Source organism: Flavobacterium cyclinae, from assembly GCF_021172145.1.
Classification (GTDB): domain Bacteria; phylum Bacteroidota; class Bacteroidia; order Flavobacteriales; family Flavobacteriaceae; genus Flavobacterium; species Flavobacterium cyclinae.
Genome location: NZ_CP089095.1, coordinates 2,558,603 through 2,582,444, shown reverse-complemented (window position 1 = coordinate 2,582,444; position 23,842 = coordinate 2,558,603). Strand labels below are relative to the sequence as shown.

Sequence of the window (23,842 nt, the reverse complement as noted above, 5' to 3'; positions counted from 1 at the left end):
ATTTATCATACTGAATCCCGATTTGCGTCGGGATTTTTTTATTTTTACTAAAACTAAACACTATGAAAAAGATTTTATTCCTAATTTCTTTCGTTGGATTGTCATTACATGCACAAACCAATGTTGCTTCTAAAAATTTTTCAAATGCAAATTATCAAGTTGCTGAAGAAAATGTCATCAAAACTTTGTCCTATTTAACTTCAGATGAGTTAGAAGGAAGAAATACTGGAAGTCAAGGAATTGAAAAAGCAGCAGTTTATTTAGAAACCCTTTTGAAAGAAAACGGTATACAACCGTATTTTAAATCCTATCGCGATACTTTGTCAAATTTTGATAAGCCAGCATATAATGTGGTGGGTTATCTTGAAGGAACAGATAAAACATTAAAAAATGAATTTGTTATTATTGGTGCGCATTATGATCATATTGGCAGAATAAAAGCGTTTAATGGAGATGATATTGGAAATGGAGCTAATGATAATGCATCAGGTACAACTGCAGTAACCGAAGTAGCGAAATATTTTGCGAAATTTAAAAATAATAAAAGAAGTATTCTATTTGTTTTCTTTTCAGCAGAAGAAAAAGGACTTTTAGGTTCAAAACATTTGGCTGCTAAATTGAAAGAGCAAAAAATGGATTTGTATTTCATGTTCAATTTCGAAATGATAGGTGTGCCAATGAAAGATAAGGGAATGGATTTTTATTTGACTGGTTTTGGTAAAACAAACATGGCATCTACAATGAATGAGTATGCGGGTGAAAAGTTAGTGGGATATTTACCAATAGAAACAAAATATATGCTGTTCAGAGCCTCTGATAACTATCCATTTTTTACTGAATTTAATGTGCCTGCTCAAACGGTATCCACTTTTGATTTTGAAAACTTTGAATTCTATCACCAACCAGATGATGAGTTTGAATTGATGGATACAAAGCACATGACGTCAGTAATTTCGAAAACCATTCCAGTTTTGGAAAAAATGATAAATGCTCCTAAAAAAGAAATCAAATTAAATGAAAAATAAAAATATAATCATAACGGGAACTTCTCGTGGAATAGGTTATGAATTAGCCTTGCAGTTTGCTAATGCTGGACATCAAGTGTTGGCCATTTCCCGAAAAACACCAAAAGAATTAATCGAAAATCCAAATATTTCGTGTTTGTCAATTGATATTTCAAATCCAGAAGAATTGCTTCAAGTAGAAAAATTCATCAATCATACTTGGAAAAAAGTTGATGTTTTAATTCACAACGCAGGAAGTTTGTTGCATAAACAATTCACACAAATTACTTCAGAAGAATTCCAAAACATTTATAAAGTCAATGTTTTTGCTGTTGCCGAATTAACAAAAATCTGTATTCCATTCATGGAAAAAGGAAGTCATGTGGTAACAATAAGTTCAATGGGTGGAATTCAAGGCAGTATGAAATTCGCTGGTTTAGCCGCTTATTCATCAAGTAAAGGCGCGGTAATTACGTTATCAGAATTATTAGCCGAAGAATACAAAGAACAAGGAATTTCATTCAATGTTTTAGCTCTTGGAGCGGTTAATACCGAAATGTTACAAGAAGCTTTTCCAGGCTACGAAGCGCCACTTTCAGCAAAAGAAATGGCGGATTATATTTTTAATTTCGCTTTAACTGGAAACAAATATTATAACGGAAAAGTATTGCAGGTTTCATCTTCAACGCCATAGAAAATATTTAAAAATTGAATAGAAAATTTATTTACTTTATTTTATGTTTTTTTCTTTTTTTAGGAGTTAAACAATATTTTCACTTTAGTAGTTACTCAATTGGAATAACTCAAGGAATAATTGTTGTGTTTTCATTTCTTTTATTTTTTATTGTATTTTTCACTTTACTAATAAAAGATCTTTATTATTTAATAAAGTTCAATAAAAGAATAGATTATATTCCTTCAATTTTACTTGGGTTGTTTATTGTTCTTTTGGTTTATGGTGTTTCAAATGTTGATAAGCCATTTTTATGGAAAAAAGAGTTTTATAAAGGAAAAAATATATATTATGGTACCGATGATAAAATTTATCTTTACAAAGATGGTACTTGTGTTTTTGAAATAAAAGAGATTGAGAATAATAATATTATTTGTGGTAAATTTAAAGTTATAAAAGATACTTTAACTTTTTCAGAATTTGATTCAGTATTGGTAAATAAAAGTTTTGGTACTCAGTATTTTTTTGGTAAAGATAGTTCTTTAATATCGTTAGATGATAAATATATGCAAATCGTAAAAATTAATAATAATTGATCACTATTTTACAAAAATACCTTCCTGAACACGCAGTTCAACATTGTTTTGAGTTAATCAAAGCCAATCATGTGCATCTTAAAATTGTAAACGAACGCCAAACGCGTCATGGTGATTATCGAAAAGATGCGCAAGGCTTTCATTTGATTACCGTGAATGCTAGTTTGAATAAATACAGATTTTTAATTACACTAATTCATGAAATTGCACATTTAGTGGCGTTTGAAAAATATGGCCGACACATAAAGCCACATGGTGAAGAATGGAAATTGACCTTTCAACGGTTGATGGTGCCATTTATTAGGCCTGAAATTTTTCCACATCAATTGTTGCCATTACTTGCTAAACATTTTAGAAATCCAAAAGCCAGTAGTGATACCGATGCCAAGTTGGCTATCGCATTAAAACAATTTGACCAAAAGGAAACCGATAAAAATTATATCTTTGAAATTCCGATGGGGAGTTATTTTAGAATCCATAATGGAAAGATATTTAAGAAAATAGCATTACGAGTAAAACGATATGAATGTTTAGAAGTGAGTTCTGGACGATTGTATTTATTTCAACCGAATGCTGAAGTAGAATTGTTGCCAAGTTAATTTCAATTTGAAGATTAACGATTAAGATTTAAGACTAGATGAATAAAAATTATTACGCAATTATAATGGCTGGTGGAGTTGGTTCTCGTTTTTGGCCAGTTAGTACAACAGAATTTCCTAAACAATTTCACGATATGTTAGGAACAGGCGAAACGTTAATTCAAAAAACGTTTACTCGATTGTCTCAAATTATTCCAAAAGAAAATATTTTGATTTTGACAAATGAAGTTTACAACGATATTGTTTTAGAACAATTGCCTATGATTCAGCAAGAGCAAATTGTTTTAGAACCAGCAATGAGAAATACTGCGCCTTGTATTTTATATGCATCATTAAAAATTAAAAAACAAAATCCAGACGCCATAATGGTGGTGGCACCTTCAGATCATTGGATTGAAGATGAGGTACAGTTTTGTTCTAATCTTCAGTATGCTTTTGATTTTTGTGAGCGCGATGAAAACTTAATGACATTAGGGATTTTGCCTACATTCGCTAATACAGGATATGGATATATAGAATACGATAAATTAGATTCAAGACCGATAAAAAAAGTAAAACAGTTTCGAGAAAAACCAGATTACGCAACCGCAAGAAAGTTTATTCAAAGTCGAAATTTTCTTTGGAATGCAGGAATTTTTGTGTGGAGTGTAAAAACTGTATTAAATGCTTACGAAGAGTTTCAGCCTATTATGTATGATCATTTTATGAAAGGGTATGATGCTTTTAATACCACTCAAGAAGAAGTTTTTATTAAAGAGAATTATCCTTTAGCGCAAAATATTTCAGTGGATTATGCAATTTTGGAAAAAGCACAAAATGTTTATGTTTTACCCGCTACCTTCGATTGGAATGATTTGGGAACTTGGGGTTCTTTGTACGATAAATTACCAAAAGACGAGCAAGAAAATGCTGTAGTAAATGCATCGGTTTATTTAGAGAATGCTACCAATAATATAATTAGAACTGAAGGAAAAAAATTGGTTGTAATTGATGGCTTAACCGATTATATAATTGTAGATAAAGAAGATGTGTTGTTGATTTATCCAAAAAATAAAGAACAAGATATCAAAAAGATTGTATCTAAAATTACTAGTTAAAAAATGGAAAATACTACTCAAAATTCATGGCAAGAAATAGTAAGTAAAATTAAGTTATTTCTAAAAGACACGTTTGATATTTCACACGACACCAATCGTTCTGCTACAATAGAAGATATTAAGGCTGGTGTGGATATGAAAGGTCAAAATGCATGGGTTTTGATTTTTTCTATTTTAGTGGCTTCTACCGGATTAAATACGAGTTCAACAGCAGTTGTAATTGGAGCTATGTTAATTTCTCCATTAATGGGACCTATTTTAGGAATGGGACTTTCCCTTGGAATTAATGATATTGATTTATTTAAAAAAGCAATTAAGAATTTTGGGGTAATGGTAATTTTAAGTTTACTAACCTCATTTTTGTTTTTTAGTATTCCTATTTTTCAAAATGAAACACCAGAGCTTTTAGCGAGAACATTTCCAGATGTAAGAGATGTAATAATTGCGCTTACAGGAGGTTTGGCCTTAATCGTGGCTTTGAGCCGACAAAATAAATCAATAAATACCATTGCTGGTGTGGCAATTGCTACGGCTTTGATGCCGCCTCTTTGTACTGCAGGTTATGGTTTAGCAACTGCTAAGTGGGATTTTTTTAGAGGAGCTTTGTTTTTATTTTCTATTAATACAATTTTCATTGCTAGTGCCACTTTTATTGTAGTTCGTTTTTTGAAATTTCCTTATGAAGCTTATGCCAATTCTAAACGAAGAAAAAGAATTTCACAATTCATTTCAATTTTAGCATTTGCCATATTGGTTCCTAGTATTTTTATGTTTTATCAATTATATAAAAAGTCTGATTTTAATCAAAAAGCAGATGGGTTAATAAAAAATTTAAGAACAGAAAAAGGAATTTTAGTGTTAGATGTTCATAAAGATTTTGAGAACAAGCAAATTAGTTTTGCCGTTGTGGGAAAAAGCATTACAAAATTAGATATTGAACAATTCAAATCGCAAATGAAGACTTTAGGATATGATGGGTGTGATTTTAAGGTGCTTCAAGATGCGGAAAATTTGGAGACTATTTCTAAAATAAATGAAATAGAAAATTCATTTTTGTCCAATCAGCAGTTACTAGTAAAAAAGAGTCAAGAATTATTAGAAAAAGAAAAAGAAATATTTGAATTAAAAACACAATTGCAAGCCAACAATGATAAGTTATTTCCTTTTTCTGAAATAACAGAAGAAATGAAAGCTTTACAAGACGATATTGAAAGCGTTTCTTATGCTAATGTAATTTCAACTGACTTTTATAATACTGATACTATTCCAACATTTAAAGTTACATGGAAAAAGAATAGTAAGGAAAAAAGCAAAGCTTCAGAAAATATTCGACTTCAAAATTGGTTGCGAAAAAAAATGAAAAATGAAAAAGTGATTGTTACTAATTAACATCGTCTTCTAAATACATTTTTCTAACGCGTTTAAATAATTCAGATGAATAAACAAAATCGGTAACGGCTTCATTATCGGTTTTGAAGATTTCTTTATTACTTCCTTCCCATTCTAGAAGGCCGTTTTTTAAGAATACAATTTTTTTACCAATTTCCATCACCGAATTCATATCGTGCGTATTAATAACAGTAGTAATGTTGTATTCTTCAGTAATTTCCTGAATCAAATTATCGATAACAATAGCTGTTTTAGGGTCTAAACCTGAGTTAGGTTCGTCACAAAAAAGATATTTTGGATTGTTCACAATTGCTCTAGCAATCGCCACACGTTTTTGCATTCCACCTGAAATTTCAGAAGGGCGCTTGTGATGTGCGTTTACTAAATGTACTCTGTCGATTACAAAATCAACACGTTCTTTTATCTCTTTTGGTGATTTATTGGAGAACATTTTTAATGGGAATCCTATATTTTCTTCAACAGTCATTCCGTCAAACAAAGCACTGCCTTGAAATACCATCCCGATTTCTGTTCTTAAATTTCGTTTTTCATCATTTGAAAGTTCCGAATAAATTCTGCCATCAAATGATATTGTTCCGCTATCAGGTGTGTGTAATCCTAAAAGAGATTTTAAGAAAACTGTTTTTCCCGATCCACTTTGTCCAATGATAAGATTGGTCATTCCTGCCTCAAAGCGAGTGGAAACACCTTTTAAAATGGTTTGTTCACCAAACTTTTTTATAATGTCTTTTACTTCAATCATTAGCTCAATAGGAGTTGGGTTAATATAAAGTTCATTAAAATAATGACAACGGATGTCCAAACAAAAGAAACGGTACTTGCCTTTCCAACTTCTAAAGCACCCCCTTTCATGTAATATCCATGAAAAGAAGGAATTGTAGCTAATAATAAAGCAAAAACAACTGTTTTTATAAAAGCATATGTTATATGGAAAGGAATAAATTCGGTTTGTAATCCAGTAGTAAATTCAAAACTAGTCGTAAAACCACCATAAACGGCCGCCATCCAACCTCCAAAAACACCTAAAAACATACTCAATCCAATAACAAATGGATATAAAAGTAATGCAATCATCTTTGGGAAAACCAAATAATTTAAGGAGTTAACTCCCATTACTTCTAACGCATCTATTTGTTCAGTTACACGCATAGTACCAATACTAGAGGTTATGAACGAGCCCATTTTACCTGCCATAATAATCGAGATAAATGTAGGAGCAAACTCTAAAATCACCGATTGACGAGTTGCAAAACCGATCAAAAATTTTGGAATCAAAGGATTTGTTAAGTTTAATGCTGTTTGAATAGCCACAACACCACCAACGAAGAAGGATATAAAAGAAACAATTCCTAATGATCCAATAATTAAATCATCAACTTCTTTGAATATAAGTTGTTTCATTACCGACCATTTGGTTGGTTTGTTGAAAATTTCTTTCAACATAATGAAATATTTTCCTATTTGCGATAAGTAGCGAATGAGCATCATTTTATTCAGTATTCAGTAATCAGTTTCTAGTATGCAGTAAAAATACTATATTTTTATGGAAAAGATTAAAATAACTTCTCTTTCATCTTCTGCCAACGATATTTTCTAACGAATTTAGCTTGTTCAGGAGTAACTAACATGGTTTTGTTTTCTCTTTTGGCTTTCCAAAACCCTTTGATATAATCTAAAAACAATAAAGGTTTTCCTTTTCGCATAGCTAATTTTAAGGAAGCAACTGCTGTGATGAAGAATCCATATCCTAAGGTATAAAATGCTTCACCTTGTTTGAATCTAGCGGCTTGGTTGTAGCTTGCTCCAGTGGGTTTTAGATGTTTTACGTGTAAACTTTCATCAGTTACCACTTTCCAATTGTAAAATTTACAAAGTAATTCGTCAACGGTATCCCAACCCATTTGCGATTTTAGTCCACCAATTTGTTTGAAGGTTTCTTTTCGATACGCTTTTAAGGCACCACGAATGTGATCTTTATCGGTCAAGTTTTCTAAAACCCAATTGCCGTTTTTTTCGATGTAACAAAAGCCTCCAACCATTCCAATTTTATCATCGGATTGAAAGTGATTAATGATGGTTTCAAAATAGTTCTTAGGAAAAATCAAATCGGCATCTACTTTTACGATGATATCGTAATTGTCATCAATATTTTTTTCTCCTTCATGAAATGCCTGAATTACTTTACTTCCAGGTAAATGAATCGCATCCGATTTTTTATTCACTAAAGTTATAAATGGGTATTTGGAAGCAAATTCAGAAACAATTTCCGGAGTTTTATCGGTAGAATTATCATTCACAACCACAATTTTTGTTGGTAAAACGGTTTGTTCAACTAACGATTGTAAAGTTAAGCTCATAAAAGCTTCTTCGTTATAGGCCGGAATGATAATATAGTATTTCATTTGACTAATCACTATTTGCTAATTACTAGTCACTCTTTCTGCGTAAACCAAATAATATCTCGGGGTAAACCATCTCAACAATGGTCTAAAACCTAACTTCTTAACTGGATGTGTAAATTTCACTCGGTCCACTATTTTAAATCCTGCTTTTTCTAAAAGCCAATCCAATTGCCAATCTTCAAATTCATGATAATGACGGTCCCACATATCGGTTTTACTTCTATACGCAGAAGAAAACCACAAACGTAAAGGTATCGAGATTAAAATTTTATCAGCTTTTACGTTTTGTAAAACTGTATAAGGATTTAGTAAATGTTCGAAAATTTCAAAACCAGTAAACACATCATAATTTTCATTTTGAAGTGCTGATTGATCGTTGTCGATGTCTTCTCCTTTAGTGTTGATAACTGTATACCCATTTTCTACCATAATTTTTGAAAAAGGATTTGGAACTCCTAAATCAAAAATGGTTTCTGAAGTTGAAATATGTTTTTTTAGAAAATCTAAAGTGATATTGAATCGCTTACTCGGATATGTGTTTTCGTACATTGAAATAAAAATTGGTGTACAAATTTACTTTTTTCTTCCAACTTCCAACTTCCAACTTCCAACTTTTTTACATCTGATATACAATTGCATTAATGTTCATACCGGCTCCAACCGATGCAAATAAAATTACATCACCTTTGTTTAGTTCTTGATTTTCTAATTGACCTTTCATCATTAAGTCAAATAAGGTTGGAACAGTAGCTACACTTGAGTTTCCTAATTTATGAATGCTCATTGGCATGATGCCTTCTGGTGGATTTTGTTTGTATTGTTTGAAAAAACGATGAATAATCGCTTCATCCATTTTTTCATTGGCTTGATGAATTAATACTTTTTTCACTTTTTCAATAGGAACACCACTTTTCTCTAAACATGAAGCCATTGCTTTTGGAACATTACTTAAGGCAAATTCATAGATTTTTCTTCCGTACATTTTAATATACCGAACATCTGGGTCATGATCTTTGTTAAATGAATTTCCAAAAAACAAATAACCGGCCTCTTCATAAGCAAATGTTGCCGATTCATGTGCTAAAATACCACCTTCTTCATCAGAAAGTTCGATTACGGTGGCGCCTGCACCATCAGAATAAATCATAGAATCTCTATCGTGCATATCAACAACACGTGATAATGTTTCGGCTCCTATAACCAAACATTTTTTTGCCATTCCGGATTTAATAAAGGCATAAGCTTGAATAACACCTTCAACCCAACCAGGGCAACCAAATAATATATCATAACCCACGCAACTTGGGTTTTTAATGCCAAGACGTTGTTTAACACGTGAAGCTAAGCTTGGTAAAATATCAGACTGAATGGCTCCTTTTTTTACATCGCCAAAATTATGAGCTAAGATGATATAGTCTAATGTTTCTCTATCGATTTTAGCATCTTCAATTGCTTTTTCAGCAGCAATTACTGCAATATCCGAAGTACATAAATTATCAGTAACGTATCTTCTTTCTTGAATTCCTGTAATTTCAAGAAATTTTTGAGCTACTATATCATTAGGATGGGGAAATGGTGTTCCATCATCGTTTAAAAAAGTATGTTGAGCAAAATCTATATTGGATACTACTTCGGTAGGAATATAACTTCCAGAACCAGTTATTTTGATATTCATTTTTTTAATTTTTTGGTAAATCGAATTTACAAAATTATGTTGTTAATGATTTGGTAACTTATTGGTTTTTACTATTTTTATTAAAATCGTAGTAAAATTGCTTTAAAAAAATGAAATTCTAAAATTAACAGCGTTTAATTGAATTTTATCTGCATTATAGTTGCCATACTCAATGCTTGTGTTTTCATTTGTTCGGCATATTTTCCTTCGAAATGCTCATCAATTGTCAAGTTGAAATGGCTTATCCAAGTGTCAAAGTGTTCTTTAGTAAAGGCATGTTTGTCGTGAACCTCTTTATGTATGGAAAACATATTATTAAAATAACCGCCTTTTAGAAACAGTGATTGCTCCCAAAATGTAGCCAAAATTTCAAAATGGGCTTCTAAATGTTGATCAACAGAAGTTACTTTGGTAAAGAAAAAATTAATCGAATCATCCGCAAAAAGTTTGTCATAAAACTTGCGCATAATTAGTAAAATATCTTCTCTAGTTTCGATGTCGGTCATTTTTTTGGTAATGGGTTAAAGGTGATGGGTAATGGGTTAAAAAAAGGTTTCAAATTTTTCAACTTGAAACCTTTATCTTAATATTTATTTCTCGAATCTTAATATTACATATAAGCTTCAATTGGCGCGCAAGAACATACTAAATTTCTATCACCATATGCTTCATCAATACGACGAACTGTTGGCCAGAATTTATTTTCTGCAATGTAATCTAACGGATAAGCAGCTTGCTCTCTTGTATATGGGAAAACCCATTCGTTAGCGGTAAGCATAGCTAAAGTATGTGGCGCATTTCTTAAAATATTGTTTGCATCTTCTTTAGTAGAAACTTCAATTTCTTTACGAATAGAAATTAAGGCATCGCAAAAACGATCTAATTCTGCTAAATCTTCAGATTCTGTTGGTTCCACCATTAAAGTTCCAGCTACTGGGAAAGAAACGGTTGGCGCATGGAATCCATAATCCATCAAACGTTTTGCAATATCTGTTACTTTGATACCTTTTTCTTCGAAAGCTCTACAATCTAAAATCATTTCGTGAGCGGCTCTTCCCATTTCTCCAGAATATAAGATTGGATAATGTCCTTCGAAACGTGCTTTCATGTAGTTAGCATTCAAGATAGCATATTTAGTAGCGTTTGTTAATCCTTCAGCGCCCATCATAACAATATAGCCGTAAGAAATTAAACATACTAAAGCCGAACCATAAGGTGCCGATGAAATTGCAGTAATCGCTTGACTTCCTCCTGTTGGAATAATTGGATTCGTTGGTAAGAAAGGAACTAATTTTTCGTTCACACAAATTGGTCCAACGCCAGGTCCACCACCACCGTGAGGAATAGCGAAAGTTTTGTGTAAGTTTAAGTGACAAACATCAGCACCAATAGTAGCAGGATTTGTTAATCCTACTTGTGCATTCATGTTAGCACCGTCCATATATACTAAACCTCCATTTTCGTGGATGATATTTGTAATTTCGATAATAGCACTTTCAAAAACTCCGTGAGTTGATGGATAAGTAACCATTAAAGCAGATAAATTATCTTTGTGTTGGATAGCTTTAGCTCTTAAGTCTTCTACATCGATATTTCCATTTTCCATGGTTTTAGTTACGATGATTTCCATTCCCGCCATAGCAGCAGAAGCTGGGTTTGTTCCGTGAGCAGAAGCAGGAATCAAACATACATTTCTGTGATGATCGCCTCTTGATTGGTGATAAGCACGAATTGCCATCAAACCAGCATATTCTCCTTGAGCACCTGAATTAGGTTGCAATGTAGTTCCTTTGAATCCAGTAATTACATTTAATTGATGCTCTAATTTTTTCAACATGATTTGGTATCCTTCCGCTTGTTCAACTGGTGCAAAAGGGTGAATGCTGTTCCAATTAGCCATTGATAACGGTAACATTTCAGCAGCAGCATTTAATTTCATGGTACAAGAACCTAATGAAATCATTGAGTGATTCAACGATAAATCTTTACGCTCTAATTTTTTGATATAACGCATCAATTGCGATTCTGAATGGTTGTTGTTGAAAACATCATATTGTAAGAAAGTAGATTTTCTAACTAAGTTTTCAGGAACCATCGAATCATTTGCTAATTGATTTACTGAAAATGAATCTTTACCAGTTGCTTCAGCAAAAATTGCGATAATTTGATTGATATCGTTTACAGAAGTCGTTTCGTTAAATGAAATCGAAATCGTTTCAGCATCTGGATAGAAGAAGTTTACTTCATGTTTTTCAGCAATCGCTTTTACTTTATTTGCATCAGCTTTAACTAAAATCGTATCGAAGAAAGCAGAATTTGTTTGGTAAACTCCTAATTTATTTAAAGCATCGACAGTAGTAACCGCAGAAGCATGCACTTTATCAGCAATATATTGTAAACCTTTTGGTCCGTGATACACCGCATACATTCCAGCCATAACCGCTAATAAAACTTGAGCAGTACAAATGTTTGAAGTTGCTTTTTCACGTTTGATGTGTTGCTCACGAGTTCCTAAAGCCATACGTAATGCACGGTTTCCATTAGCATCAATAGAAACACCGATGATTCTTCCTGGCATTGAACGTTTGAATTCTTCTTTCGTTGCGAAATATCCAGCATGTGGTCCGCCGTAACCCATTGGAATACCAAAACGTTGCGTAGTACCTACAACAACTGCAGCACCCATTTCACCTGGAGGTGTTAATTTAGCTAGCGATAAAATATCAGCAGCAACTGCTACTTTGATTTCGTTTTCAGCTGCTTTTGCAATAAATCCAGCGTAATCATAAACTTGACCGTATTTTCCTGGATATTGTAAAATAGCACCAAAGAATTCCGTTGAGAAATCAAATGTTTCATGATTTCCAACTACTAATTCAATGTTTAATGGAGTTGAACGTGTTTGTAAAACCGATAAAGTTTGTGGTAAAATTTCTTCCGAAACGAAGAATTTATTCACATTGTTTTTCTTTTGGTCACGAGTTCTTACATCAAAAAGTAACGCCATTGCTTCTGCAGCAGCGGTTCCTTCATCAAGTAAAGAAGCATTTGCAATCTCCATTCCTGTTAATTCGATAACGGTTGTTTGGAAATTTAAAATAGCTTCTAAACGACCTTGTGCAATTTCAGCTTGATAAGGTGTGTAAGCCGTGTACCATCCCGGATTTTCAAAAATATTTCTTTGAATAACCGCAGGAATAATTGTTGGGTGATATCCTAAACCGATATACGATTTGAATACTTTGTTTTTCTTTCCTAATTCTTGAATGTGAGTTAAATACTCAAATTCTGACATTGGAGCTTCTAAATTTAAGTCGTTTTTTAAACGAATATCATCTGGAATGGTTTCATAAATTAATTGGTCTAAAGTAGCTACACCAATAGTTTTTAACATGTGATTTAAGTCACTCTCGCGAGGTCCTAAATGTCTCAAAGCGAATGCATCTGTTCTCATTTACAAAAAAAGTGTATAAGTATTTTTATGTGTTGTTTTGGACAACAAAAGTAATTATTAATCTTGTAATAAATTGTTTTTAAAATAGGATTTTTTGTGATTTTATCAACTAAATTCGAGTCTTATTAACAGATTGATTAATTTTGTTGAATGGTTATTTTTAAGAAAATTCTCGATTTTTATATTAACAGCAGTTTGCACGTGGCATTTTCGGCATTTGCATTAGTATCGATGACGCAATATTTCTTTGGAGTTCAAGGGGATTTATCAGTTGCTTGGTTTGCTTTTTTTGGGACGGTAGTAGGGTATAATTTTGTGAAGTACGATGCCATTGCAAGGTTAAACAAAACCGAAATCAAAAAAGAATTAAAAGCGATTGTTTTTTTAAGTTTTATTTCATTTTTATCTTGTTTTTATTTTTTCTTGCAATTGAGTTGGGAAACCAAGTTAAGTGCTGTTGCATTTTTTGGACTAACGCTTTTATATACATTGCCTTTTTTTCCAAACAAACAGAATGCAAGAAACTGGAAAGGAATAAAAATTTACATCGTGAGTCTTACATGGGTAGGGGTAACGGTTGTGTTGCCTTTACAAGAAGCTTCTGTTGCTTTTTCATTTGATGTTATATTAATGGCAATACAGCGATTTTTATTAGTCTTTTCACTTGTTTTAGTTTTTGAAATTGTGGATGTTAAATTTGATGATCCTCATTTACAAACGGTTCCACAACGGATAGGAGTAAGGCTGACGAAAAAATTGGGTTATATTTTACTTTTTATGCTTTTGCTGTTAGAGTTTTTTTACTACGATAATCATCATTTTTTGCCTTTATTATTTAAGTTGTTGGTTTGTATTACAATTGCGGTATTTATTTATTTTGCTAATGAAAATCGCTCCAGATATTATGCTTCATTTTGGGTAGAAAGCATTCCAATTTTGTGGTGGTTGGTTTTGGTGGTTATATAATTGTTCAGATAGGTTTTATCATCTGCAACAATAATTTCATTTATTTTTATTTGTTTCATTGTTTTCTATTTTATAAAACAACCCAAAAAATATTGATGTTACTAAATAGGCTAGAGCAATATTTTTTTCTCTATTGTTAAAAATGATATAAAATGATATAAAATGATATAATAATTCCAATTGAGCATACAATTAGTATAAATAATTTTATGTTATTAGAATTTACACCTTTTTTATTAAATGCATAATATGTTAATCCTATTATGAAATAAGTTGGTAGTGAAAAAAATAATCCAAATATTACCGTAATAGGATAGACAGTAGTTAGATTAAATAAGGTATGTGTGTCTTTAAAAAAGTAATTTATAATATCAGAAATAATTGGTGCAACTAATAAAGTTGAAAACCAATGTTTTAATAGATAAGACCAATTCATGTTGTTTGTTTCTTTAATCCTGACAGGTTTCAAAAACCTGTCAGGATTGTGAATTTATCCATTAATCACCATTTGTTGTTCCATTTGAGCTTGACTTGATTTTCGTTTTCCTCTAAAGAAGAAATATAAGTTTAAGAATAGCATCAATCCTAAATAAATTGAAAACCCTCCAATTTTGTAACTCAGTTTTTCAATTAATACTTGATAACTGTTGTCATATATGTTCATTTCTAAAATCATAAGCGCAAAACCTAAATTCAATAAATAAAATCCAGTTTCGAAAAGTTTGTTAGTTGCGTTGGCGATTTCTTCTCGACCTTTAAAAATATCCAACATGTAAATTTTACTGTTTTTAAAAAGTGTTTTTGAAACATAGTAGGTTAAAAATAAGGCAATTGGAAGATAAATTGCATAACCGATTAAAATTTTTGTAGTTTCCATAATACGTGTGTTTAAATTAATTTTTTGATGTAATTCGTTAATAAAATTATGTTGAAGTAATGCATCACGGCAATCGTTAATATAATGAAGGCCGATTTTGAGGTAATCACTTCAATGAGTTGCGTGATACTTTCAATTTGTTCCCAAGAAATTATTGTCATCGCACAATAACCAATATTTAAGAGATAATATCCTACCAAAAGCAATTGGTTAATTTTATGACAAAGATCTTCATGATTAGGAATCAATTGCGAAACGAAAATGTTTCCATTGTTATAGCAAATTCTTCCAACCTTTACAATAATAATGCCTGTGATGCTGAAATAGATGAGATAGGCGATGATGTTGAGGTTCATTTGTTTGGAGTTTTATAGATTAATATCGATAAGTAGATTGCTAATATTGGTGGAATATAAATCAATGTATAAGTAAAATAGTCTACTTTTCCTATTGATGGACTCCAAATCCAAAGAGAAAAGAATATTATGACACTTATAAAATATATTTTGTAATGAATGTTTTCTTTGAATTTAAAAAGGAGTATTATACCTAATATTAGTTGTATAAAACCAGTAAGTATTGTTGAAAACAGAGCAAATCCATAGTAGTTTCCTGATGGGTCATTGGTGAAATAACCAATTGAAGCTAGAATTATTGGTATTCCAATTGCTATTGTGTTGAGTGCTTTTATTGTTTTCATATTATCTGTTATTTTTAAACTTTCAGAAAAAATTGAAAGTTTTAATTAAATTTTTTTATTTAATTCGTTCTTTGTTATTGTTTTTTATCGGTCTCATTGAATAGTTTTTAAAATGTTATTTTTTTAATGGTAAAAAAACTATTTCATGATTTTAACAACCAATTTAGCTAACCAATTGTCTTTGTATTCTGTGATTTTATCTAAAACGTTATCGGCTTTTAAAACGAAATCGTACAATTTTGTGGTTTGATCTACGAAATGTCTTTCTGCTTCAGTTCCGTCAGATTTGATGGTTGATACTTCTTTTAAAACTTTCAAAGCCGGTTTGATTTCTCGTTTGCTACGCTCTCTTGAAATTTTTACGGCTAGTTCGTCTAAATCTTTTTCTGCTGTGAAAAATTCACGTCTTTCGCCTGCTTTGTATTCTTTATAAACAATGCCCCAATCCATCAAAGCTCTTAAATTCATGGAAGCATTACCGCGCGAAATTTGTAATTCTTCCATAATGTCTTCCATAGAAACAGGTTCGTGCGAAACCATCAACAACGCATGTATCTGTGCCATGGTTTTATTAATACCCCATTGAGAGCCTAATGCGCCCCAAGTTTGTACGAATTTATTTTTTGCTTCTTTGAATTCCATGAGACAAATTTACAATAAAGTTTTTAAAGTTTCAAAAAAAAATGAAAGTTTATTGTTTTGATTGTAAAAAGTTTAATATTGGTGAATATAATCACTGAAAAATATATAAATTTGGTGAATATAATCACTAAAAAATATATAAATTTGGTGAATATAAATAAAATATATAATTTTGTTTAAAAAATTAAGGTATGATTTTTAGAGATTTAGCAGCTAATTTGGAAGCAAAATTACACAAAGGGAAAGTTGTTGTGTTAATTGGCCCAAGACAAGTAGGAAAAACAACTTTAATTAATTCCATTTTAAAAGATAAAGAGTATTTGTTTTTGGATGGAGATGATAATACTGTTGCAGAAACTTTAGCAAATGCTAATACAGAAATTTTAAAAAGTATTATTGGTAATTATAAATATATTTTTATTGATGAGGTACAGCGTATTCCAAATATAGGTTTGAAGTTAAAAATTATAGTAGATCAAATAAAAGACGTACAAGTTATTGTTAGCGGATCTTCTTCTTTAGATATTAATAACGCTACGCAAGAGCCACTAACAGGTAGAAAATTCGAGTTTCATATGTTTCCCATTTCATGGAAGGAATTTGAAAATAGTGTGGGTTACATTAAAGCACAACAACAACTTGAAATTCGATTATTGTACGGAATGTATCCAGATGTAATTAATAATTTTGGTACTGAATATGAAATTTTGAAAAATTTGGTTTCGAGTTATTTGTACAAAGATATTTTAGCTTTGGCTGGTATAAGAAAATCAGAAGTTTTAGAGAAAATTTTACGTGCTCTCGCCATGCAAGTAGGAAGTGAAGTTAGCTACAACGAAATTGCTCAGTTGGTTGGAGTTGATAAAAACACTGTAAATAATTATATTGATTTGTTGGAAAAAAGTTTTGTTATTTTCCGTTTGACAAGTTTTTCAAAGAATATTCGAAACGAAATTAAAGCCAATAAAAAAATATACTTTTACGATAATGGTGTGCTGAATATGCTAATTGGAAATTTCAATGCTTTAGATTTCAGACAAGATAAAGGTGCTTTGTGGGAAAATTTTCTAGTTTCCGAACGAATGAAGCAATTGTCTTATACACAAAGTTTAGCAAAACCTTATTTTTGGAGAACCACAACCCAACAAGAAATAGATTATATAGAAATCAATGCAGATAAAATTAGTGCTTTTGAATTCAAATGGGCACCTACTAAAAAAGCTAAATTACCCAAATCTTTTTCCGATGCTTATAATCCAAGTTTTTTAGTGGTGAATAAGGATAATTTTAGGGAGTTTTTGAAGTAGATTTTTAATAACTCCAACAGAGTTTGGAACTCTGTCGGAGTTAATAATCTAAATCAACCCCGCTCTTTTCAACAAAGCCTCAACTTTCGGTTCCTGACCTCTGAATTTTTTATACAATTCCATTGGTAATTCGGTGCCACCTTTTGAAAGTACGTTGTCTTTGAATTTGGTTGCGACTTCTTTATTGAAAATTCCTTTTTCTTGGAAATACGCAAATGCATCGGCATCTAAAACTTCTGCCCATTTATAGCTGTAATATCCCGAAGAATAGCCACCTTGGAAAATGTGAGAAAAAGAAGTACTCATGCAATTTTCTACTACATCTGGATATAATGATGCGATTTCCATTGCTTGTTTTTCAAAGGCTTTTACATCAGCAATAGTTTGTGATTTGCCATGATACGCCATATCTAAAATTCCAAAACTTAATTGACGTAATGTTGCCATTCCTTCCAAGAAACTCGCGCTTTCTTTGATTTTTTCTACATAGTGCTGCGGAATAATTTCACCCGTTTCGTAATGTTTTGCAAATAAAGCCAATGCTTCGGGTTCGTAACACCAGTTTTCCATCACTTGACTCGGTAATTCTACAAAATCCCAATACACCGAAGTTCCCGATAAACTTGGATAAGTTGTATTCGCTAACATGCCATGCAACGCGTGTCCAAACTCATGAAACAATGTCGTTACTTCGTTAAAAGTTAGTAAAGATGGTTTTGTTTCTGTTGGTGGTGTGAAATTACAAACGATAGAAACATGTGGTCGTTCGTTGATTCCGTCCTTAATATATTGTGGTTTGAAGGATGTCATCCAAGCGCCGTTTCGTTTTCCTTTTCTCGGGAAGAAATCCGAGTAGAAAACAGCTACTAATTGTCCTTCAAAATCTAATACTTCAAAAGTTTGCACGTCTTCGTGGTATTTGTCAATATCAAAAACTTCTTTGAAGGTAATTCCAAATAACTTTTCTGCAATCGTGAAAGCACCATTCAATACATTTTCCAATTTGAAATACGGTTTCAACAACTCATCATCTAAACTGAATAATTTTTGTTTCAATTTTTCTGAATAATAGGCGCCGTCCCATTTTTCTAATTGGTCAATTCCGTCTAATTCTTTTGCGAAAGCGGTTAATTCAGCAAATTCTTTTTGAGCCGCAGGTTTTGCTTTTTCTAATAAATCATTCAAAAACGATTGTACTTTTTCTGGATTTTGCGCCATTCGTTCTTCCAAAACAAAATGCGAATGCGATTGGTAGCCTAATAAATTCGCACGTTTATGACGTAATTCCACAATTCGTTTTACGTTTTCTTTGTTATCGAATTCATTATCTTGAAATGCTTTTTTTCCAGCAGCGATTGCGATTTCTTTTCGCAATTCACGATTTTCAACATACGTTACAAAAGGTAAATAACTTGGGAAATCTAAAGTAAAAACCCAACCTTCTAAGTTTTTCGATTTGGCCAAAGTTGCTGCCATTTCTTTAGCGCCATCAGGTAACCCTTTCAAATCAGCTTCATTGGTGATCTGTAATTGGTAGTTATTGGTTTCCGCCAAAACATTTTCTCCAAAAGTTAGTTTTAGTTTGGCTAACTCGGTATCAATCTCGCGAAGTTTTAATTTGTCTTCTTCATTCAGTAAAGCTCCATTTCTAGAAAAACCTTTGAATTTTTTGTCTAATAAAGTCGCTTGTTCCGTTGTTAATATCAAAGCATCTTTTTGATCATAAACGGCTTTAACCCTTTTGAATAATTCTTCGTTTAAAGCAATGTCATTACTAAAAGCCGTAAGTAAAGGCGAAACTTCTTGTGCAATTTTTTGTATTTCATCGCAAGTTTCAGCCGAATTTAAGTTGAAAAAAATAGACGATAATCGATCTAATTGTTCTCCAGAATAATCTAACGCTTCGATTGTATTAGAAAAAGTGGGTGCCTCAGTATTATTTACTATGCTATCGATTTCTTTTTTTGCAAGTTCAATAGTTTTTTCAAAAGCTTCCTTATATTCTGAAAGATTTATCTTACTAAACGGGGCTGTATTGTATTTTGTTGTAAATTTTTTTAAAAAAAGTTCCATAAAAATTTGTTTTTATCGATAAAGTGTATAATTTTGTCGATGAAATGATGTCACAACATCCTTTTTGTCCCAAACAGAGAGAGTAGAATTTTTTTATAGTTGTCACTTAATTGTGAGTAGAAATCCCGAATTAGCAATAACTCGGGATTTTCTATTTTTATTTCAATCCTTCTGAAGCTTTTAATACCGCTTGTTTCAAACCTTCTTTGTAGGCGATAATTTTATCTAAAACACATTTATCAGAGCTTCCGATAATTTGTGCTGCTAAGATTCCGGCATTTTTAGCTCCGTTTAAAGCAACAGTTGCCACAGGAACGCCACCAGGCATTTGTAAAATTGATAAAACCGAATCCCATCCATCAATAGAATTGCTCGATTTTACAGGAACGCCAATTACAGGAAGTGGCGACATAGAAGCTACCATTCCAGGTAAATGAGCTGCGCCACCAGCACCAGCAATAATTACAGAAATGCCTCTTTCGTGTGCATTTTGACTAAAATCAAATAATTTTTCAGGTGTTCTGTGTGCCGAAACAATATCAACTTCAGTTTCGATATCAAATCCTTTTAATATGTCGATGGCTTCTTGCATTACCGGCATATCCGAAATGCTTCCCATTATGATTGCTACTTTGCTCATATTTAGCCCCCTAACCCCCAAAGGGGGGATTCCTACTAGGGGTGAGTAGGGTTTTGGTTGTTTTTTTGGTTAGTTGTTTGTTGAAATTTAATAAATTCTTTAAAACTTTTTGAAAATTGTAAATGATAAATTGCAATTGAATATACCAATATCATAACAATAAATGGAGATTTTATAATTAATGGCGTTTCAAAATTTAGTAAACCATAAATTGCCCCAATTGTTGCAAGGATAAATAATATTATTGAAAGATTTTTAGCCCAATTTTTACCAATGTAAATAAAATATAAAATACCTATGGTAAGACAAAATCTTATAATTTGTTGGATTAGTTTCTTTGTTTCGATTTCTGGTCTTACAGAATGGTAGAAATATATTGTATGAATTGAAACAAGTAAAATACTTAAAAAAACAAGTAATGTTCTATATTTTCCTTTTTTAGCTAATTCATTCATTTTTTATTAATTTAAAAAATTATTTGTAATTTTCAATTCGGTTTTAAATTCCCCCTTTGGGGGCTAGGGGGCTACTAATTACTCTAATTGAATTCTTAACTTCCTCTGCAATTTTTCTTGCTTCTGTCATATTTTCATTTACGATCGTAACGTGTCCCATTTTTCGGAAAGGTCTTGTTTCTCTTTTTCCGTAAATGTGTGGTGTTACGCCATCGATTGCCATGATCTTATCTATGTTTTCGTAAACTACTTGTCCAGAATACCCTTCTTCGCCTACCAAATTTACCATAATTCCCGCAACTTTACTGTCAGTATTTCCTAAAGGTAAGTTTAAAATCGCACGCAAATGATTTTCAAATTGCGAAGTATAACTCGCTTCAATTGAATAATGTCCAGAATTGTGTGGGCGAGGAGCAACTTCATTTACTAAGATTTCATCGTCTTCCGTTTGAAACATTTCCACTGCTAATAATCCAACATGATTGAAGGCTTCTGAAACTTTTAAAGCAACTTCTTTAGCTTTTTGGGCTACTTTTTCATCAATTCTAGCTGGACAAATTACATATTCTACTTGATTGGCTTCAGGATGAAATTCCATTTCTACTACTGGATAGGTTTTCACTTCTCCTGATACAGAACGCGCTACAATTACGGCTAATTCATTTTTGAACGGAACCATTTCTTCAGCAATACATTCTACATCGGGTAATTTTACCAAGTCTAATGCTGAGCGACAAATTTTAACGCCATTTCCATCATAGCCAAATTGTGCACATTTCCAAACGAATGGAAATTCTAATTCATCTTTAGCTAAGGTATTTCTTAAATCGTTTAAGTCAACAAATCGTTGGTGTGGCGAAGTAGGAATATCGTTTGAAACGTAATAATCTTTTTGTTTTCCTTTGTTTTGAATCAAACGTAAGGTTTTTGGCGAAGGGTAAATTGGTAATCCTTCTGCTTCCAATTTATCTAAAGCGTCTAAATTTACATTTTCAATTTCAATGGTTAACAAATCGACCATTTTACCAAATTGGTACACCGTATCAAAATCCATTAAACTGCCTTTGTAAAATCCGTTGCAACTGTATCGTGCTGGGGCTTCTTCGCTTGGTTCTAAAACTAAAGTTTGGATGTCAAATTTTCGAGTTTCGGTCAAAAGCATTTTTCCTAATTGACCTCCTCCTAAAATTCCTAATTTAAAATCAGAAGAAAAATAATTCATTTCGTCGTAGTTATTGTTTTTATTTGTCTCATGCGGTCGCTTCGCTCGAGTCATGTGTGTTGTTGTTTGTGTCGCAAAGATACTCAGACAATTGATAATTAACAATTGATAATTAACAATTTGTTACTTGTTGAGTTTTTTCAAAAGGTTTCTCGTCGTTGCTTGGTAGGCTGCGGAATGATTGGAGTAATCTTGTTCGATGATATTTTTTAATTCTTCGTGAACCCAATTGTATTTCTTTCCCAAAACAAAAAGGGCTTTCATAGCATATACTTTTGCAGCTACTTTTTCATTTTGAATCAAGCGGTCAATTAAGGCTTCAATTAAATTATGTTCCTGTTCTTGCGTGAGAGAAATGCCGTTTTTTCTGTGATTACTTTTCGCTAAAAACATACAAATTTTACTTGCTGGACGAATAGCCGAATCGTCTTTTAACTTTGGTAAAACTTCACAAAAAGAATCCAAATAAGGGACAAAAAGTTTTAATTTTTTCTCGCAAACTAATTCCAAACTCCAAAATGCTTTTACGTGATTTTCATTTTGTATGTCAAATGCAATGGTTATGAATTCATCGAGTAAATCTTCATGACGAATGATATAATTACTTAAGTAAACCCTACTTTTTCGGTGAGCGGTACTTTGGCTAATTTTGGATACTAAAACAGATTTCATTTGGTAAATATATCAATTTTGCAAAAAAGTTGAAATACTTTAGAGCTATTCATTTGACTTTCTTAAATTTGTTGTTTATTTCTAAATCTAACTAAAAGTGATACAACTACACGATAAAAAATTTGAAGTTTTTATTTCTGGAGAAGAAATTAACTTCGCTATTGAAAATATGGCCAAACAAATTGAAGACGATTTTTGCGATGATGTTCCGGTTTTTATAGGTGTTTTGAATGGCTCTTTCATGGTCGTGGCCGATTTGTTAAAAAAATACAGTCACAATTGCGAAGTTTCATTTGTAAAAATGGCTTCTTATGAAGGAACACAATCTACAAATGATGTTAAAGAATTAATTGGTTTAAATCAGAATTTAGAAGGGCGTTCTGTAATTATCGTGGAAGATATTGTAGATACCGGAAATACTATTGAAGAATTGAAAGCAATTATGAAACAACACAATGTGAAACATTTCAAGATTGCTACTTTATTTTTAAAACCTGAAGCTTACAAAAAAGACATTAAATTGGATTATGTAGGTATTCGAATTCCAAATAAATTTATCGTAGGATATGGTTTAGATTATGATGGTTTGGGACGAAATTTAAAAGACATTTATCAATTGTCTGAGTAAAGAAAATAGAACAGAGAAACTAGATTAAAGAAAATAGAATAAAGACTAAAATTTTTAAACACAACAAAAACAATGATTAATATCGTATTATTTGGTAAGCCAGGTGCTGGAAAAGGAACACAAGCTGATTTTTTAAAGCATAAATATAATTTAGTGCATTTGTCAACAGGTGATATTTTTAGATTTAATATAAAAAATGATACCGAATTAGGAAGATTAGCGAAATCGTTTATGGATAAAGGTGATTTAGTTCCAGATGAGGTTACAATAAATATGTTGCAAAGCGAAGTAGATAAAAATCCTCAAGCAGCAGGTTTTTTATTTGATGGTTTCCCAAGAACAATTGCGCAAGCTGAAGCATTAGATAAATTTTTAGCGGGTAAAAGTCAAGAAATTACGGCTACTGTTGCATTAGAAGCTGATGATGAAATTTTAGTAAAACGTTTATTAGAAAGAGGTAAAACATCAGGAAGACCAGACGATCAAGACGAGGAAAAGATCAGAAATCGTTACCAAGAATACAACGAAAAAACGGCTCCATTAATGGATTATTACAAAGCCCAAAATAAGTTCTATGCAGTAGATGGAATTGGAACAATTGAAGAAGTTACAGAAAGATTAAGTTTAGTATTAGATACTTTTTAACTAGAAAATAAAGCCCGAGAGATAAATTTCGGGCTTTCATTTTTTTTTACGATATTTGCAAACGGAAAAGAGCGATTTCTTAAAACGGAATATTGCTCTTTTTTT

The 23,842-nt window shown here is 31.8% G+C and carries 27 protein-coding genes; 10 read left to right on the top strand and 17 right to left on the bottom strand.

Going from position 1 to position 23,842, the window contains the following annotated elements; genetic code table 11:
• Positions 1-62 precede the first annotated feature (62 nt).
• The 6 genes from LOS86_RS11860 to LOS86_RS11835 are packed head-to-tail and all read left to right on the top strand — an operon-like array spanning position 63 to position 5,358.
• Complete coding sequence (locus LOS86_RS11860; RefSeq protein ID WP_231842295.1) at positions 63-1,025, top strand: M28 family metallopeptidase; 963 nt, start codon at positions 63-65, stop codon at positions 1,023-1,025.
• Entirely contained in the window at positions 1,015-1,698 is a 684-nt protein-coding gene (locus LOS86_RS11855) for an SDR family NAD(P)-dependent oxidoreductase (protein ID WP_231842294.1), read from the top strand. Before LOS86_RS11860 ends, LOS86_RS11855 begins: the two co-directional genes overlap by 11 nt.
• A 14-nt stretch (positions 1,699-1,712) precedes the next feature.
• Positions 1,713-2,273, top strand: a complete 561-nt coding sequence (locus tag LOS86_RS11850) for a hypothetical protein (RefSeq protein ID WP_231842293.1) — start codon at positions 1,713-1,715, stop codon at positions 2,271-2,273.
• Positions 2,270-2,872, top strand: a complete 603-nt coding sequence (locus LOS86_RS11845; protein WP_231842292.1) for a SprT-like domain-containing protein — start codon at positions 2,270-2,272, stop codon at positions 2,870-2,872. Before LOS86_RS11850 ends, LOS86_RS11845 begins: the two co-directional genes overlap by 4 nt.
• A 38-nt stretch (positions 2,873-2,910) precedes the next feature.
• Complete coding sequence (locus LOS86_RS11840; RefSeq protein ID WP_231842291.1) at positions 2,911-3,969, top strand: mannose-1-phosphate guanylyltransferase; 1,059 nt, start codon at positions 2,911-2,913, stop codon at positions 3,967-3,969.
• A 3-nt stretch (positions 3,970-3,972) separates the two neighbouring features.
• Positions 3,973-5,358: a TIGR00341 family protein gene (locus tag LOS86_RS11835; protein WP_231842290.1), complete on the top strand. Its 1,386-nt coding sequence runs from the start codon at positions 3,973-3,975 to the stop codon at positions 5,356-5,358.
• Here the strand turns inward: LOS86_RS11835 and LOS86_RS11830 are convergent.
• The 7 genes from LOS86_RS11830 to gcvP all read right to left on the bottom strand — a co-directional run bounded on the left by LOS86_RS11830 (position 5,351) and on the right by gcvP (position 12,910).
• Complete coding sequence (locus LOS86_RS11830; protein WP_231842289.1) at positions 5,351-6,121, bottom strand: ABC transporter ATP-binding protein; 771 nt, start codon at positions 6,119-6,121, stop codon at positions 5,351-5,353. The two genes, LOS86_RS11835 and LOS86_RS11830, sit on opposite strands and share 8 nt — an antisense overlap.
• Positions 6,121-6,867: an MlaE family ABC transporter permease gene (locus LOS86_RS11825; RefSeq protein WP_374107573.1), complete on the bottom strand. Its 747-nt coding sequence runs from the start codon at positions 6,865-6,867 to the stop codon at positions 6,121-6,123. The genes LOS86_RS11830 and LOS86_RS11825 overlap by 1 nt, the downstream gene beginning before the upstream one ends.
• A gap of 65 nt (positions 6,868-6,932) precedes the next feature.
• Positions 6,933-7,781 (bottom strand): glycosyltransferase family 2 protein, encoded by an 849-nt coding sequence (locus LOS86_RS11820; protein WP_231842288.1) that lies wholly within the window; start codon positions 7,779-7,781, stop codon positions 6,933-6,935.
• A gap of 18 nt (positions 7,782-7,799) precedes the next feature.
• Positions 7,800-8,330 carry a class I SAM-dependent methyltransferase gene (locus tag LOS86_RS11815; protein ID WP_231842287.1) on the bottom strand — a complete coding sequence of 177 codons (531 nt, stop codon included), beginning with the start codon at positions 8,328-8,330 and terminating at the stop codon, positions 7,800-7,802.
• A gap of 67 nt (positions 8,331-8,397) precedes the next feature.
• The gene (locus tag LOS86_RS11810) at positions 8,398-9,456 is read right to left on the bottom strand and encodes a 3-oxoacyl-ACP synthase III family protein (protein ID WP_231842286.1); all 1,059 of its coding nucleotides are present in this window, start codon (positions 9,454-9,456) and stop codon (positions 8,398-8,400) included.
• A 134-nt stretch (positions 9,457-9,590) separates the two neighbouring features.
• Positions 9,591-9,962, bottom strand: a complete 372-nt coding sequence (locus LOS86_RS11805) for a group III truncated hemoglobin (protein ID WP_231842285.1) — start codon at positions 9,960-9,962, stop codon at positions 9,591-9,593.
• 104 nt (positions 9,963-10,066) lie between these two features.
• On the bottom strand, positions 10,067-12,910 hold the full coding sequence (gene gcvP, locus LOS86_RS11800) for an aminomethyl-transferring glycine dehydrogenase (protein ID WP_231842284.1): 2,844 nt from the start codon (positions 12,908-12,910) through the stop codon (positions 10,067-10,069).
• 150 nt (positions 12,911-13,060) lie between these two features.
• Between gcvP and LOS86_RS11795 the strand changes: the two genes are divergently transcribed.
• Entirely contained in the window at positions 13,061-13,876 is an 816-nt protein-coding gene (locus LOS86_RS11795) for a UbiA prenyltransferase family protein (protein ID WP_231842283.1), read from the top strand.
• A gap of 136 nt (positions 13,877-14,012) precedes the next feature.
• On the opposite strand, the gene LOS86_RS11790 is transcribed toward LOS86_RS11795, so the two are convergent.
• The 5 genes from LOS86_RS11790 to LOS86_RS11770 all read right to left on the bottom strand — a co-directional run bounded on the left by LOS86_RS11790 (position 14,013) and on the right by LOS86_RS11770 (position 16,095).
• Entirely contained in the window at positions 14,013-14,312 is a 300-nt protein-coding gene (locus LOS86_RS11790; protein ID WP_231842282.1) for a hypothetical protein, read from the bottom strand.
• 54 nt (positions 14,313-14,366) lie between these two features.
• The gene (locus LOS86_RS11785; RefSeq protein ID WP_231842281.1) at positions 14,367-14,753 is read right to left on the bottom strand and encodes a hypothetical protein; all 387 of its coding nucleotides are present in this window, start codon (positions 14,751-14,753) and stop codon (positions 14,367-14,369) included.
• A gap of 11 nt (positions 14,754-14,764) precedes the next feature.
• Positions 14,765-15,109, bottom strand: coding sequence for a hypothetical protein (locus LOS86_RS11780; RefSeq protein WP_231842280.1), 345 nt, complete (start codon positions 15,107-15,109; stop codon positions 14,765-14,767).
• A complete protein-coding gene (locus LOS86_RS11775) occupies positions 15,106-15,453 on the bottom strand; it encodes a hypothetical protein (protein WP_231842279.1) in 348 nt (115 codons plus the stop codon). Before LOS86_RS11775 ends, LOS86_RS11780 begins: the two co-directional genes overlap by 4 nt.
• Before the next feature lie 138 nt (positions 15,454-15,591).
• Positions 15,592-16,095, bottom strand: a complete 504-nt coding sequence (locus tag LOS86_RS11770) for a GbsR/MarR family transcriptional regulator (protein ID WP_073583385.1) — start codon at positions 16,093-16,095, stop codon at positions 15,592-15,594.
• Between the two features lie 191 nt (positions 16,096-16,286).
• Between LOS86_RS11770 and LOS86_RS11765 the strand changes: the two genes are divergently transcribed.
• Positions 16,287-17,402, top strand: coding sequence for an ATP-binding protein (locus LOS86_RS11765; RefSeq protein ID WP_231842278.1), 1,116 nt, complete (start codon positions 16,287-16,289; stop codon positions 17,400-17,402).
• 48 nt (positions 17,403-17,450) lie between these two features.
• Here LOS86_RS11765 and LOS86_RS11760 read toward each other — a convergent pair whose 3' ends face one another.
• From LOS86_RS11760 to LOS86_RS11740, 5 genes are all read right to left on the bottom strand, one after another.
• On the bottom strand, positions 17,451-19,475 hold the full coding sequence (locus LOS86_RS11760) for a M3 family metallopeptidase (RefSeq protein WP_231842277.1): 2,025 nt from the start codon (positions 19,473-19,475) through the stop codon (positions 17,451-17,453).
• A 157-nt stretch (positions 19,476-19,632) separates the two neighbouring features.
• On the bottom strand, positions 19,633-20,115 hold the full coding sequence (gene purE / locus LOS86_RS11755) for a 5-(carboxyamino)imidazole ribonucleotide mutase (RefSeq protein WP_231842276.1): 483 nt from the start codon (positions 20,113-20,115) through the stop codon (positions 19,633-19,635).
• A gap of 35 nt (positions 20,116-20,150) precedes the next feature.
• Positions 20,151-20,570 carry a hypothetical protein gene (locus LOS86_RS11750; protein WP_231842275.1) on the bottom strand — a complete coding sequence of 140 codons (420 nt, stop codon included), beginning with the start codon at positions 20,568-20,570 and terminating at the stop codon, positions 20,151-20,153.
• Between the two features lie 43 nt (positions 20,571-20,613).
• Positions 20,614-21,792, bottom strand: a complete 1,179-nt coding sequence (locus tag LOS86_RS11745) for a 5-(carboxyamino)imidazole ribonucleotide synthase (RefSeq protein ID WP_231843940.1) — start codon at positions 21,790-21,792, stop codon at positions 20,614-20,616.
• 123 nt (positions 21,793-21,915) lie between these two features.
• Complete coding sequence (locus tag LOS86_RS11740; RefSeq protein ID WP_231842274.1) at positions 21,916-22,464, bottom strand: hypothetical protein; 549 nt, start codon at positions 22,462-22,464, stop codon at positions 21,916-21,918.
• A 97-nt stretch (positions 22,465-22,561) separates the two neighbouring features.
• Between LOS86_RS11740 and hpt the strand changes: the two genes are divergently transcribed.
• Entirely contained in the window at positions 22,562-23,092 is a 531-nt protein-coding gene (gene hpt / locus LOS86_RS11735; protein WP_231842273.1) for a hypoxanthine phosphoribosyltransferase, read from the top strand.
• A gap of 72 nt (positions 23,093-23,164) precedes the next feature.
• On the top strand, positions 23,165-23,737 hold the full coding sequence (locus tag LOS86_RS11730) for an adenylate kinase (RefSeq protein ID WP_231842272.1): 573 nt from the start codon (positions 23,165-23,167) through the stop codon (positions 23,735-23,737).
• Positions 23,738-23,842: the final 105 nt, after the last annotated feature.

Excerpts from the sequence above, each read along its gene's own strand:
- LOS86_RS11860 (WP_231842295.1), top strand. The coding sequence starts at position 63 with ATGAAAAAGATTTTATTCCTAATTTCTTTCGTTGGATTGTCATTACAT.
- LOS86_RS11855 (WP_231842294.1), top strand. The coding sequence starts at position 1,015 with ATGAAAAATAAAAATATAATCATAACGGGAACTTCTCGTGGAATAGGT.
- LOS86_RS11840 (WP_231842291.1), top strand. The coding sequence starts at position 2,911 with ATGAATAAAAATTATTACGCAATTATAATGGCTGGTGGAGTTGGTTCT.
- LOS86_RS11835 (WP_231842290.1), top strand. The coding sequence starts at position 3,973 with ATGGAAAATACTACTCAAAATTCATGGCAAGAAATAGTAAGTAAAATT.
- LOS86_RS11830 (WP_231842289.1), bottom strand. The coding sequence starts at position 6,121 with ATGATTGAAGTAAAAGACATTATAAAAAAGTTTGGTGAACAAACCATT.
- LOS86_RS11825 (WP_374107573.1), bottom strand. The coding sequence starts at position 6,867 with ATGATGCTCATTCGCTACTTATCGCAAATAGGAAAATATTTCATTATG.
- LOS86_RS11820 (WP_231842288.1), bottom strand. The coding sequence starts at position 7,781 with ATGAAATACTATATTATCATTCCGGCCTATAACGAAGAAGCTTTTATG.
- LOS86_RS11815 (WP_231842287.1), bottom strand. The coding sequence starts at position 8,330 with ATGTACGAAAACACATATCCGAGTAAGCGATTCAATATCACTTTAGAT.
- LOS86_RS11810 (WP_231842286.1), bottom strand. The coding sequence starts at position 9,456 with ATGAATATCAAAATAACTGGTTCTGGAAGTTATATTCCTACCGAAGTA.
- LOS86_RS11805 (WP_231842285.1), bottom strand. The coding sequence starts at position 9,962 with ATGACCGACATCGAAACTAGAGAAGATATTTTACTAATTATGCGCAAG.
- gcvP (WP_231842284.1), bottom strand. The coding sequence starts at position 12,910 with ATGAGAACAGATGCATTCGCTTTGAGACATTTAGGACCTCGCGAGAGT.
- LOS86_RS11795 (WP_231842283.1), top strand. The coding sequence starts at position 13,061 with ATGGTTATTTTTAAGAAAATTCTCGATTTTTATATTAACAGCAGTTTG.
- LOS86_RS11790 (WP_231842282.1), bottom strand. The coding sequence starts at position 14,312 with ATGAATTGGTCTTATCTATTAAAACATTGGTTTTCAACTTTATTAGTT.
- LOS86_RS11785 (WP_231842281.1), bottom strand. The coding sequence starts at position 14,753 with ATGGAAACTACAAAAATTTTAATCGGTTATGCAATTTATCTTCCAATT.
- LOS86_RS11780 (WP_231842280.1), bottom strand. The coding sequence starts at position 15,109 with ATGAACCTCAACATCATCGCCTATCTCATCTATTTCAGCATCACAGGC.
- LOS86_RS11775 (WP_231842279.1), bottom strand. The coding sequence starts at position 15,453 with ATGAAAACAATAAAAGCACTCAACACAATAGCAATTGGAATACCAATA.
- LOS86_RS11770 (WP_073583385.1), bottom strand. The coding sequence starts at position 16,095 with ATGGAATTCAAAGAAGCAAAAAATAAATTCGTACAAACTTGGGGCGCA.
- LOS86_RS11765 (WP_231842278.1), top strand. The coding sequence starts at position 16,287 with ATGATTTTTAGAGATTTAGCAGCTAATTTGGAAGCAAAATTACACAAA.
- LOS86_RS11760 (WP_231842277.1), bottom strand. The coding sequence starts at position 19,475 with ATGGAACTTTTTTTAAAAAAATTTACAACAAAATACAATACAGCCCCG.
- purE (WP_231842276.1), bottom strand. The coding sequence starts at position 20,115 with ATGAGCAAAGTAGCAATCATAATGGGAAGCATTTCGGATATGCCGGTA.
- LOS86_RS11750 (WP_231842275.1), bottom strand. The coding sequence starts at position 20,570 with ATGAATGAATTAGCTAAAAAAGGAAAATATAGAACATTACTTGTTTTT.
- LOS86_RS11745 (WP_231843940.1), bottom strand. The coding sequence starts at position 21,792 with ATGAATTATTTTTCTTCTGATTTTAAATTAGGAATTTTAGGAGGAGGT.
- LOS86_RS11740 (WP_231842274.1), bottom strand. The coding sequence starts at position 22,464 with ATGAAATCTGTTTTAGTATCCAAAATTAGCCAAAGTACCGCTCACCGA.
- LOS86_RS11730 (WP_231842272.1), top strand. The coding sequence starts at position 23,165 with ATGATTAATATCGTATTATTTGGTAAGCCAGGTGCTGGAAAAGGAACA.